Raw genomic sequence first — 11170 nt, 5'->3', positions numbered from 1 at the left:
ATGCGTCGCTGTTCCTCCCTCGCCCGATCGCCTCCGGGGTTCTGCCCGTCTTGTCCGTCCGGGCTACCCCCTTTTTCCGGGCCTCGGTCTCCTCCTCCGCGACGGCTTTCTCCAGGGCGGTGATGACCTCGTGGCCCAGGTGCATCCCGGCGGCGTCGTGGTGGGCCCGGGCGGTCGTGGAGTCCACGCTGACCAGGGACAGGTCCACCGCACCCCGCGCCGCGGCCTGGGCAATCAAACCCTCGAGCAGGGCGTCGAAGACACCGGCGTTCCGCCACTGCCGGAAACGGTTGGACACGGTCGGCCACGCGCCGAACTCCCTGGGCATCTCCCGCCACTGTCCGCCCGTCCGGAACCGCCAGACCACGCCTTCGAACTGCGCCCGCAGCCGCTCGGGGTACGGGCCGAACCTGCCGATCGGCAGGTGGGGCTCGATGAACTCCCACTCCTGGTCTGTCAGTTGCGTCCGCGTCATGCACGGCGGTCTACCCGCTCCGACCCGCCACACGAACGAACCCCACAGATCGATCACAACCCGATACGCGCCCTAACCCGGAGCCGAATCGTCGACCACGTCGACCCTCCTTTCGTTCGGCTCACTCACACATAGCGACTTCGCGTCGCACGAGGTGGAAGAAGTCGGTGGCCAACAGCCCCACGGCCTGGGTCCGTATGAAGGTACGCCAGGTCGGGTCGGCATGGCGGCGCGGCGCCGGGCCGAGTCCCGCACCGGCGAGGATGCGACGTACCGTGCCCGCGCCGATCCGATGGCCCGGCCCGAGCAGTTCTCCCTGGATGCGACGGTGCCCCAGGTGGGGTTGTCTCGGGCTAGGCGGATCACCCGCGCCCGGAGGTCATCATTCACCGGCGGGCGACCTGCCCGGTGCGGGTAGGTCCGCCGACGGCGGACCAGGCGGCGATGCCAGGCCAGCAGGGTCGCCGGAGTTACGAGCCGGTGCGACCGGACCTTGCGGGGCAGGTGTCGGGTCAACGCGGCCAGGACCGCGCGATGGGCCAGGTGAACCGGGGACGTCTGACCTGGCGGCGCAGTACCGCGACCTCGTGGCGCAGCACCAGCAGTTCCGCCGTCCTCGCAGTGTCGCTGCGAGTCAGCAGCACAAGCCAGCCGAACACCCGCACCATGACCAACGATCATCCACCACTGTCGCCAGCAGCGAAACCGCAGGTCAACAGCCCGAAACTGAGTTCTGGCACCGTACAAGCTGCCGCTGGCGGCCTTGAAAGCATCATGATCTTGTCCGCGGCGTCCGGTTCCAGCTCCGCCCACCTGGCTTCATCCTCGCCGCGCCGGCATCAGGGCGTGGAACGGTGCGGTGTCGAACACGACGCGACCGCTGGCGAGCTGACCAGCGCGCACGGTGTGCCACTCGCTCATGACCACACTGCCCGAGCCGGCCAGGGTGCTCAGGTCGACCTCGTAGATCGAGCAGACCTCGTGACCGTCCTGCCACTGACGCAGCAGCCGGTGGCCCCGGACCACCGGACGCAGCCCCTGCGCCCCGCTCAGGAACCCGTCGCGGCCCTCCACGCTTAGGAACGGGCCCTGGAACGAGAAGTCCGCGGCGAGTATGGCTGCGGCCCGGGTGAAGTCACCGGAGTAGAAGCTGGCCAGGTACTCGTTGACAACATCGATTGGTGTGCTGTGTTCCATGGCTATGCGCTTTCCTCTCAAGCAGGCTTGCATGACGCTAGCAGGATAGAGCAAAGCGCTAGCGTCATGCAAATGCCCCGGGTATCGTGGTCCCATGCTCGGTCGCACCTACGAGGCCCAGAACTGCTCCGCCGCCCGCGCTCTGGAGGTCGTCGGCGAACGATGGAGCCTGCTGATCATCCGGGACGCCCTGTTCCGCGGCATCACCCGGTTCACCGACTTCCAACGCAGCCTCGGCGTGGCGCCCAACATTCTGGCCAACCGCCTGGACGGCTTCGTTGCCGCCGAACTGATGGCCCAGCACCAGTACGGCCCATCCGCACAGCAGCGCGAGTACCTACCCACGGACAAGGGCCGCGCGCTGCAGCCCGTCATCATCGCCCTGACCGCCTGGGGCGATCGATGGTACGCACCGCAGGGACCGCCCATCGATTTCATCCATACCCACTGCGGCACTGCGGTCCGCCAAGACACCCACTGCCCCGCCTGCGGCACCACACTCAGCCCACAAGACGTCCGCGTCGAACCCGGTCCCGGCGGTCGCCACCGCGCCGCGCTCGCCTGACCCGAGACCACTGCGGAACACGCTGACATCACAACCAGCGGCGGGCGATCCCACCATGCAGCCGACGTTCCGACATCGCCCAACGGCCCGGCCGCGACAGACGAAAGTCGTTCCCGAAACAAGATTGCGCCTTCCTGCGGCCAGGCCAGGGCTCCGGCACGTTCGCGTTCTGACCGGCTTGTGCTGAGATCGGCTGCGTCGGCGGCTCGTTTGGCTTGTCATGGGGAGTCGTGGAGGTTGAGCGCGGCGGTGGCGGTCTTGTGGGCACGGCGACCGCCTGGGATGTAGCGGTGGCGGCGGGCGCGGCGGAGCGCGTTGATGACGGCCGCGCGGAAGATCGCGAGGACGGCGGGGGCGCGGCCGGCCCGGCTGGTACTGGCGTCCTCACCGAAGGCCACGTCCCGGACGTAGTGCTGCTTGACCTCGATGTGCCAGTGCCCGCGGGCGAGGTCTGCGAGCAGATCGGGTCCCGCCTGCCGCGCGGTCGCGTCGGTGACCGCGTAGACGGTTTCGTGGGTGGCGGGTCGGCCCTTTTCCTGACGCCAGCGCTGGATGCGGATCGCCTGGTCGGCGTGCGGGAAGTCGAGGTGAGTGACGGTGGCGACCTTGAGGGTCCGGGTCTCGTCGCGGCCGTGGCCGTGGTCGCGGGTGGTGTCGCCGGTCGGGACGCCGGCCCAGGGCAGCGCGGCCAGGAACGCCTTCAGCGTCGGCTGGTTGCCCTTGATCACGTCGAGGTAGTGGGCTTTCTTCTCGGTGACCAGCCAGTCGAGGTTGGCCCGCACCGTGTGCAGAGTATCGAAGGTGACGATCTTCTCTTCGAGGTCGAGGGGCGTGAGCAGAGGCCGGAACGCGGTGGTCTCGTTGCTCTTGGCGTCGACCTCGCGCTGACCGACGAGCAGCCCGTCCCCATGGGTCACGGCCCCCAGCAGATGGACCTGGCGTCCGTCCGCGCGCTTCGCGCCACGGCAAGCCGCGCGTCGTCGACCGCCGCCAGCATCCGCCGGATCGTCGACTCGTCCGGCAGCCGGTAGCTGTTGCGTGGGTCCCACGGCAGCCGCAGCCGGCGCCGTTCCTCGTCGCTGGTGCCCGCGAGCCACTCGGTCACCGCGGCCACCCGGTCATGCCCCGGCGCCGTCAACGCGCACAGCCACACCGCGATCAGCGTCGGCAGCAGGTAGATCAACCCCCTGCGCGCGCGAGGGTGCGGCACCGTCGCCAGCCGCTCCCAGATTCCCTCACCCGACACGCCGCCGGCTCCCACCACGCCGACGACGGCGCGCGACAATATGTCCACAGGCATGCCGCACCCCAGACCACGAAGACGTTAGACACCTCCGTGATCTACAAGTGGCGTGCCTGTCCCTTTCTCCGCGACACGTGACCTCACCGTGTCCACCCGCGCAAACGCCACCACCCGCACCAACCCGGCAGACTCCGCCAACCCGGATCTACACGTCAAACCTCAAACGTGCCGGAGCCCTGGCGGCCAGGCCCGCCTGTCCGAGCCAAGCGACGGGATCGAGGTGGCAGACGTTGCCGCCGAAACGGGAACTCGCGGCTCGTCATGCGACCGACTCGCCTGCGACAGCGAGATCGGTGTCGTGGGCTGGCTGGGACAGTTCGGATTCGATGTGACTACGTCCCGGGAGGGCAACCGCAGCGGCGACACCGATCACGGCGAAAGCGGCGCCGAGCCATACAGCATTCTTGAAGTTATGGATGAATGTGTCCGTGGCGGTGTAGTCGCCGGGGTGGGCAAAAACAGTAGCGAGCAGGGCGATGCCGAACACACCGCCGATTTCCCGCAGCGAGCTGTTGGTGCCGGAGGCGACGCCCATCTCCGCGGCCGGGACGGATCCGACGACGGCGTTGGCGACGGTCGGGAAGCACAGTGAGATGCCGACGCCGGCGACGCCGAGCGCCACAGCGAGCTGGGTGTAAGCCATTCCCGGCTTGGCGATCGTGGCGATCCACCCCAGCCCAGCGGCTTGCAATGCCAGCCCGCCAACCATGAACGGCTTGTTGCCGAACCGGTCGGCCAGCGCACCGGCGATCGGGGCAACCAGCATCGGCGCCCCGGTCCAGGGCAAGGTCCGCAGCCCCGCAGCCAGCGGGGAGTATCCGAGCCCGATCTGCAGGAACTGCATCATCAAGAACAGCACGCCGAACAGCGAGGCGTACATGAAGAAACTGACGCCGTTGGCGGCGTTGAAGCTGCGGGACCGGAACAGCTCCGCGGATAGCATCGGCGTCGCGGTGCGCCGTTCCCAGACGAGGAATGCCACGACGAGGGCCCCGCCGACGACCAAGGCGGTGGCGGTCTCGGCGCTGCCCCAGCCGACGCTGTTCGCTCGGACCAGTCCCCAGGTGATGCCGAAGAATCCGGCGGCAGCGAGCAGGAGCCCGACGACGTCGAGCTGCGATCGGGGGCCGTGGCTTTCGGTCAGGCGGAACGCGGCCAGCGGAATCAGCGCCAAGCCGATCGGGACGTTGAGCCAGAAGATCCAGTGCCAGCTGATGCCGCCGACGATGGCACCGCCGACGACCGGGCCCAACGCGACCGCCAGGCCGGTGATGCCGCCCCACAGTCCGATGGCAGCGCCGCGTTTGTCGGCCGGGAACGCCTCGCTGATCAAGGTGAGGGTCATCGGCATGACGAGGGCGGCCGCGGCTCCCTGCACACCGCGGGCCGCGATCAGCGCGCCCACGCTCGGCGACAGCGCCGCCGCGGCGGAGGCGACGGTGAACGCGAGCAGGCCGATCCCGTACATCCGCTTCCGTCCGTACCGATCGCCAAGGGCGGCACCAGTCAACAGCGCCACGGCGAACGACAGGTTGTACGCGTTCACCGTCCACTCCAGGTCACCGAGGTTCGCGTGCAGGCTCTCGCGGAGCGCCGGAAGCGAGTTCGCGACAACGAGCGTGTCCAGTGCAGTCATGAAGACGCCAAGCGAGGCGAGGACGAGTGTCCAGCCTCGGTGGGCAACAGGCGGATTCGCGCCGGTAGACACGTTGACCTCCTCAGTAGGTTGCATGATGCATGCGGAACATACGTGACAAGCTTTTATCATGCAAGCGTGATGGCTGCACTGAGGGCATGCTCGGTAAGACCTACGACTGCCCTGTTGCGTTGGTCAGGCGCGGCAGCCAGGTGCGGCCGATCGGGCATGATCGAATGATGCGTCCTCGTCTGGACCTACCTCGACCGGCCGATCGACCAGTTCGGCTAGGTCGTCGACGTCCTCGCCTCCGAGAAACGCGACCTCGCCGCGGCCCGCCGGTTCTTCACCTGGCCCTGTCCCACGGCCGCCGCCCGGCCGAGGTGACCACCGACCGGGCCGCCTCCTATCCGCGGGTCCTCGACGAACAGCTCCCCGCGGCCCACCACGTCGACGCCCGGTACGCCAACCACCAGATCGAAGCCGACCGCGGCCGGTTGAAGGCACGACTGCGGCCGATGCGCGGGCTGAAACGTCTCCGCTCGGCCCAGACAGTCGGCACCGGGCACGCGTTCGTCCAGAACCTCCGCCGTGGCCACTACGAACTCGCCGCCGCCGCCGACGCCAACGCCGATCCCCATCAACGACTCACGGCCGCGTTCATCGAGCTCGCCCTGGCGATCTGACCAGGCAACCAACCCGCCAACGCCATGTCCCGAGCCGATTCAACGCAACCGAGCCAACCCAACGGCAGGCAGTGCTTGCCGCAGGTGTGGGCCGGGGTCATGTCTGGATGAGTCCGTGGTGGTGGGCGTAGAGCACCGCGTGTACCCGGTCGCGGAGGTCGAGTTTGGTGAGGATGTGGGAAACGTGACTTTTGACGGTGGGTTCGGCGAGGGTGAGGGTGTGGGCAATTTCGCGGTTGGACAGCCCTTGGCCGACGAGGCGGAGGATTTCGGTTTCCCTGGGGCTCAGCACGGCGGGTGGCGGGTTGGACACGGCGGCGGATTTAGCGAGGCCCGGTAGAACACGGTCGAGGAGCCGGCGGGTGACCGACGGGTCGAGGATGACATCGCCTCTGGCGGCGGTCCGGACCGCCGCGACGAGCTGGTCGGGGGTGGCGTCCTTGAGCAGGAAGCCGCTGGCGCCGGCGATCAAGGCCCGGTCGACGTATTCGTCTTCGCCGAAGGTGGTCAGCACGAGGACCTTCACGCCTGCCATCTGGCTGGTGGCGGTGATGCCGTCGAGGATCGGCATCCGGATGTCCATGAGCACGACGTCGGGCCGCAGATCGCGGGCAAGCTCAACGGCGTCGGCGCCGTTGCCGGCTTCCCCGACGACGGTGAGGTCGGGCTGGGCATCAAGGATCAGACGGAATCCCTGACGCATCAGTGGCTGGTCATCGACGACGAGGATTCTGATCGGGTCAGTCACGGCCGAGTCCGGTGGGGATCCGGGCGTGGAGGGACCAGGTTGCGCGTTCGGCGTCGGGACCGGCGGTGAGCTGCCCGCCGAGCAGGTCAACCCGGGCGTGCATGCCCGCGAGGCCGCGTCCGCCGCCGGTGGCCTCAGTGCGGGTCGACGCCGTGTGGTTGAGGATGTGAACGCGGACCTCGTCCAGCGTGTAGGTGATCGTGACGGCAGTGGGGACGAGCCCGGCGTGTCTGGCCACGTTGGTCAGTCCCTCCATCACGATGCGGTTCACTGCCTGGCCGACCACGGTTGGAACCTCGCTGGGGGGCCCGATGACGTGGAGTTCGCAAGGTAGACCCGCCGCGCGGACCCGGTCTAGGAGACCCGGCAGGTCGGTAAGGCCGGCTGCCGCGGGCGCCAGCGGCTCGTGAAGGCGGCCGTCTGTTTCCTGGTGCGCCGGGTCGCTGTGCAGGATACCGACGAGGCGTCGCAGCTCGCTCATCGCCTGCCGACCGGTACCAGCCATGCTGACGAGCAGGCCGCGCACCTGGGTCAGGTCATCGGCGGCGGCAGTTGCGGCGCCGGCCTGCACGACGAGAAGCGCGACATAATGACCGACCACGTCGTGCAGGTCGGCGGCGATCCGGATCCTTTCCTCCAACACTGCCTGGCGGGCGGTCAGAGCCCGCTCGTGTTCGGCCCGGTCGGCCCGGTCCCGTTCGGCTTCCAGCAGCGTATGGCGTTGGTCGATGTACAGGGCAAGGCTGATCGCCGCCGCGAGCAGGACCAAGGCGCTGGCCGCCGCGGACGGCCGGGAAGCCGCGGTGCCCAGGGTCGCCAGCCCCACAGCCGCGGACCCGGCCCCAGCGGCCACGCTGAAGGTCTGCCACGGGCCGCTTCCACGCATAATGAAGAAGCTGGCGGCGGCGATCGCGGGCACCGGGCTGACCGCGGCCAGGTGCGCCGCGAGGCACCCGGCCAGAAGGCTCAGCCCGATCGCCGCCACCGCAACCACGGCCGGCGCCCGCCGACGCAGCGCCAACACGGCGACCGCGGCCGCCTGCGCGCCGATTGCCGCGTCGATACGGACCTGGCCGGCGGACGGGGTCACGTCCGCGCTGGCGAGGCTGGCCAGCCCCGCGGCGGCGACGACCGCCAGCAGCGCCGCGTCTCTGGCTCGACTGAACCAGCGACGCGCCGCCGCCCTCATTCCGGTCACGCCGCCCGGGTCTGCGTCCGCCAGAACCCGCCAACCAGCGCGGCCAGCACCCATCCCGTGACAACCACCAGGGCGACGGTGACCCCGACCGCCACCGGGCGTGGTTGCGATCCCGGTGAGAGGGGAAGCAGCCGGTCCAGTCCGGCCGTCGGCAGCAGCAGGCGGACCCGGCCGAGCGCGCCCGCCTGCTCGAGCATGCGGGACAGCTGCATCGCCCCGGCGAGCAGCCCGATCACCAGCCCACGTGCCCCGATCAGCGGCGCGAGACCGAGCGCGAGCAGGCCGTTGACTACGACAACCGCCAGCACGGCCGCGGATTCCTGCGCGGCCACCACCGCCGATACCGTCGTGCCGGGCAACAGCAGCGCCCCGCCGATCGCGATGGCCAGCGCGAGCAGCGTGAGTGGCACCAGCACGGCCAGGACCCCCGGAATCCGCGCCGCGAACAGCGCCCACCGGCAGCGGCCGGTGCTCACCGCGTCGCGGAACACACCGCTGTCCTCGTCCGCGGTGCCGGCAGTCGCGCCGACCGACAGGCCCGCGAAACCCGCGAGATAGAACAGCAGCTGCTCCGCGTGGTCCAGCCCCGCCGATCCTCCCGGCGCGGGATGACGCACGGGATCACCTAGATGCTGAAGACCAGTGACTAGGTAGAGCATAACCACCCCGCCGACCGTCAGCGCGACCGAGACCGCCATCAACGACCGACGCCGGCGCAGCTTGGTCACCTCCGCGCCGACCATTGCCGGTGAACCACCCATCGTCGTGCTCCTTTTCCGTGCGTCGTCCCGCTCGATACCCGTCACCGGTTCGCCGTGTCGTCGTGCGCGCGGCTGGCCGTAAGCGCCAGGTAGGTCTCCTCCAGCGAGGTGTGGAGCCGCTCGAAACGGCGGACGCCCACACCCGCGGCGGCCAGTTCGCGGTTCACCCGCACTGGGTCGACGCCGGTGGCGAGCCGCAGCCGCAGGACCCCATCGGCCGTGCCGTCGTCGTGGATCTCGCGCGTCAGACCACGATCGGTCAGCACCCGCCAGGCGAGGTCCCGGTCAGGGGTGTCCAGCAGCACGCCATCGGAACGGTCCGTCAGCTCGGCGACCCGGCCCGACGCGATTACTTGTCCCCGCTCCAGCACGGCCACCTCATCGCACGTCTTTTCCACCTCGTCCAGCATGTGGCTGCTCAAAAACACGGTCCGGCCCTCGTCGGCCAACTCGCGCAGCAGGCCCCGCATCTGCCGGATCCCGGCCGGGTCCAGCCCGTTCATCGGCTCGTCCAGGATCAGCAGCCGCGGATCGGACAACAGGCAGCGGGCGATCCCCAACCGCTGCCGCATCCCTAGGGAATAGCCGGCAACCCGGTCATCCGCGCGGTCGGTCAGCCCCAGCCGGGCGAGCACGTCGTCCACCCGCGCGCCGGCCATCCCGCCACGGACGGCGGCCGCGGCCCGCAGATTCTCCCGTCCGCTCAGATGCGCGTGGAAACCCGGCTCCTCCACGATCGCCCCCACGCGAGCCAGCGCCTCACGCCGACGGGCCGGCACCGGCACCGGCACCCCCAGGAGCCACATCCGCCCGGAGCCGGCCGGCAACATCCCCAGCAGCATTCTTATCAGTGTTGTCTTTCCCGCCCCATTCGGACCGAGGAACCCGAACACGCACCCCTCCGGCACGGCAAGGGTCACGCCATCCACCGCGACCCGGCCACCGAAATGACGGGTCAAGTTCCGCGTGACAATCGCATAACCCACCGCCGCCCGATCATCGTCATCACGAATCCGTATCTGCGTCGCCTTCGTCATGCCACCGACACTAGGGACCAGACCCCTTCCCGCGCATCGGCCGCTGGTTGCGATCGGCAATCGCAACCATGGGATGACGCAGGCACCGCGACTCGCGACTCGCGACTCGCGACTCGCGACTCGCGACTCGCGACTCGCGACGAGGGTGTAGCTGCCGAAAATTACGTCCGGGCAGGTCAGGCGACATGTTCGTACTCGCGCAAGAGGCCGCCGAACCGGGCGCGTCGGCGGATGTCGAGGCGGGCGGCCGTCATAGCCCACCTCCGCCAGGACATCCCGTGTCGAGCATGCCGGCAGCAGACGAGCGCCGGCGGCCTCAATGCAGGCGCCCAGACGAGATCCCCGAAACCTCGCCCCAACTGTCGACGAATCAACGATCCAGGAGGCCGGGGCCGCCGTGCCCGCTTTGCCAAGATCGAGGGGCCTGACGCCAGCCGGCACGCCGCGGATCGCCGAACCAGACTTGGTTCGGCGACATCACTCGGCGTCGCGACTTCTCGATCAGCATGCGGCGGATCAATGACGCCGACGTGATGCCGAGCTGGGCAGCACAGGTCGGCATTGTCACGTACAGTACGGGATATTCGGCCAGCGCCGAGTTTCTGGGGGCTTATGCTGAATTCAGCGAGTAGGAGTACAACGCCCGCAGCGAGCCTGCCAGGCCAGGATGCGCACAGAGCAGAGCGTTACGGTCGTGCCGGTGCAACCGCCCGACACGCTGCAGGAGCAGGTCGATCGGTGCGAGGTCGGTGACGAGCAGATCGACATCCACGTCGAAGGACTGCTCCGCCACCTGAGTCGCGACTACGACGAGCCGCGGCGGACGCGCTGCCCCGTCCGGCCGTCCCGGCCGGCCCAGAAGGTCCACCACCCGCTCGGTGCGGACGGCGCGTTCGGCCGCGATGAACCGGGCATGCAACAGCATGACGTCGGCGCCGAACACCGGACGCAACGCACTGTAGACATCCTGGGCGCGGGCGACGGTGTTGCACACCACCAACGCGCACCCGCCGGCCCCCACCTCCACCGCGACCGCGGCGGCAACGGTCGCCGGAGAGAAGTCCGGGGTCTCGGCGAGCACCTCCACCCCGACCGGAATCGGGTCCCGCCACGACGGCCCGGACGCGACCTCGGCCCACCGCTTCCCGCCCGTCACGCACACCGCGGTGCTGCTCGGGTACCCCCGCGGTACCGGAAGGTCCGCCACGTCCACGTCGCGTTCCTGCAGCGCGCCCTGCAGGTAGGAGCGGACCAGCCGAAGGCGCAGTACCGGCGGCAACGTTGCCGACAGCACGACGACCGGCACACCCGCATCCGCGAGCCACCGCAACGCCTCGAACAGGAACTGCGCCATGTACACGTCGTAGGCGTGCACCTCGTCGAGAACAACCACCCGGCCCGCCATGCCGGCGTGCCGCAGCATCACATGCTTCGTCCTCGTCGCCGCATGCAGCAGCTGGTCGACGGTGCCCACCGTGACCGGCGCCAGAAGACCCCGCTTTGCGCCGAGGAACCACTCCGCGGCGGCCGTACCATCGGCCGACGGCCGGTCACCGCCCCCGGG

At 69.4% G+C, this 11170-nt stretch carries 11 protein-coding genes and 2 pseudogenes; 2 read left to right on the top strand and 11 right to left on the bottom strand.

Annotated elements, in window-relative coordinates:
* The 3 genes and pseudogenes from U9979_RS18065 to U9979_RS18055 all read right to left on the bottom strand — a co-directional run.
* On the bottom strand, positions 1 to 475 hold a 475-nt coding region (locus U9979_RS18065; protein ID WP_322780308.1), incomplete at its 3' end, for a transposase.
* A gap of 151 nt (positions 476 to 626) precedes the next feature.
* A pseudogene (locus tag U9979_RS18060) lies at positions 627 to 1143 on the bottom strand (integrase); the annotation flags it as partial.
* A gap of 151 nt (positions 1144 to 1294) precedes the next feature.
* Positions 1295 to 1672, bottom strand: coding sequence for a nuclear transport factor 2 family protein (locus tag U9979_RS18055; RefSeq protein WP_322780307.1), 378 nt, complete (start codon positions 1670 to 1672; stop codon positions 1295 to 1297).
* A 94-nt stretch (positions 1673 to 1766) separates the two neighbouring features.
* Here U9979_RS18055 and U9979_RS18050 point away from each other — a divergent pair, with 94 nt between their 5' ends.
* Positions 1767 to 2237, top strand: a complete 471-nt coding sequence (locus tag U9979_RS18050) for a helix-turn-helix domain-containing protein (protein ID WP_322769910.1) — start codon at positions 1767 to 1769, stop codon at positions 2235 to 2237.
* Positions 2238 to 2455: 218 nt separating this feature from the next.
* On the opposite strand, the gene U9979_RS18045 is transcribed toward U9979_RS18050, so the two are convergent.
* From U9979_RS18045 to U9979_RS18035, 3 genes are all read right to left on the bottom strand, one after another.
* Positions 2456 to 3154, bottom strand: coding sequence for an ISAs1 family transposase (locus U9979_RS18045; protein WP_322780306.1), 699 nt, complete (start codon positions 3152 to 3154; stop codon positions 2456 to 2458).
* Positions 3151 to 3537: a transposase family protein gene (locus U9979_RS18040; RefSeq protein WP_322780305.1), complete on the bottom strand. Its 387-nt coding sequence runs from the start codon at positions 3535 to 3537 to the stop codon at positions 3151 to 3153. Before U9979_RS18040 ends, U9979_RS18045 begins: the two co-directional genes overlap by 4 nt.
* Positions 3538 to 3799: 262 nt before the next feature.
* Positions 3800 to 5248 (bottom strand): DHA2 family efflux MFS transporter permease subunit, encoded by a 1449-nt coding sequence (locus tag U9979_RS18035; protein ID WP_322780304.1) that lies wholly within the window; start codon positions 5246 to 5248, stop codon positions 3800 to 3802.
* Between the two features lie 180 nt (positions 5249 to 5428).
* Here U9979_RS18035 and U9979_RS18030 point away from each other — a divergent pair.
* A pseudogene (locus U9979_RS18030) lies at positions 5429 to 5862 on the top strand (DDE-type integrase/transposase/recombinase); the annotation flags it as partial.
* 97 nt (positions 5863 to 5959) lie between these two features.
* On the opposite strand, the gene U9979_RS18025 reads toward U9979_RS18030, so the two are convergent.
* The 5 genes from U9979_RS18025 to cas3 all read right to left on the bottom strand — a co-directional run.
* Positions 5960 to 6610 (bottom strand): response regulator transcription factor, encoded by a 651-nt coding sequence (locus U9979_RS18025; protein ID WP_322769401.1) that lies wholly within the window; start codon positions 6608 to 6610, stop codon positions 5960 to 5962.
* Positions 6603 to 7862: a sensor histidine kinase gene (locus tag U9979_RS18020; RefSeq protein WP_322780303.1), complete on the bottom strand. Its 1260-nt coding sequence runs from the start codon at positions 7860 to 7862 to the stop codon at positions 6603 to 6605. Before U9979_RS18020 ends, U9979_RS18025 begins: the two co-directional genes overlap by 8 nt.
* The gene (locus tag U9979_RS18015) at positions 7805 to 8569 is read right to left on the bottom strand and encodes a hypothetical protein (protein WP_322780302.1); all 765 of its coding nucleotides are present in this window, start codon (positions 8567 to 8569) and stop codon (positions 7805 to 7807) included. Before U9979_RS18015 ends, U9979_RS18020 begins: the two co-directional genes overlap by 58 nt.
* Before the next feature lie 41 nt (positions 8570 to 8610).
* Positions 8611 to 9606 (bottom strand): ABC transporter ATP-binding protein, encoded by a 996-nt coding sequence (locus U9979_RS18010; RefSeq protein ID WP_322780301.1) that lies wholly within the window; start codon positions 9604 to 9606, stop codon positions 8611 to 8613.
* 610 nt (positions 9607 to 10216) lie between these two features.
* Positions 10217 to 11170: CRISPR-associated helicase Cas3' (gene cas3, locus U9979_RS18005; RefSeq protein WP_322780300.1), on the bottom strand; the 954-nt coding region annotated here is incomplete at its 5' end.

Origin of the sequence: Protofrankia sp. Cas4 (assembly GCF_963555915.1) — a bacterium.
Taxonomy (GTDB): domain Bacteria; phylum Actinomycetota; class Actinomycetes; order Frankiales; family Frankiaceae; genus Protofrankia.
Note: the sequence above shows the minus strand (reverse complement) of the source record. Positions and strands in the feature narration are given on the sequence as shown.

Excerpts from the sequence above, each read along its gene's own strand:
- U9979_RS18055 (WP_322780307.1), bottom strand. The coding sequence starts at position 1,672 with ATGGAACACAGCACACCAATCGATGTTGTCAACGAGTACCTGGCCAGC.
- U9979_RS18050 (WP_322769910.1), top strand. The coding sequence starts at position 1,767 with ATGCTCGGTCGCACCTACGAGGCCCAGAACTGCTCCGCCGCCCGCGCT.
- U9979_RS18040 (WP_322780305.1), bottom strand. The coding sequence starts at position 3,537 with ATGCCTGTGGACATATTGTCGCGCGCCGTCGTCGGCGTGGTGGGAGCC.
- U9979_RS18020 (WP_322780303.1), bottom strand. The coding sequence starts at position 7,862 with ATGGGTGCTGGCCGCGCTGGTTGGCGGGTTCTGGCGGACGCAGACCCG.
- U9979_RS18015 (WP_322780302.1), bottom strand. The coding sequence starts at position 8,569 with ATGGGTGGTTCACCGGCAATGGTCGGCGCGGAGGTGACCAAGCTGCGC.
- U9979_RS18010 (WP_322780301.1), bottom strand. The coding sequence starts at position 9,606 with ATGACGAAGGCGACGCAGATACGGATTCGTGATGACGATGATCGGGCG.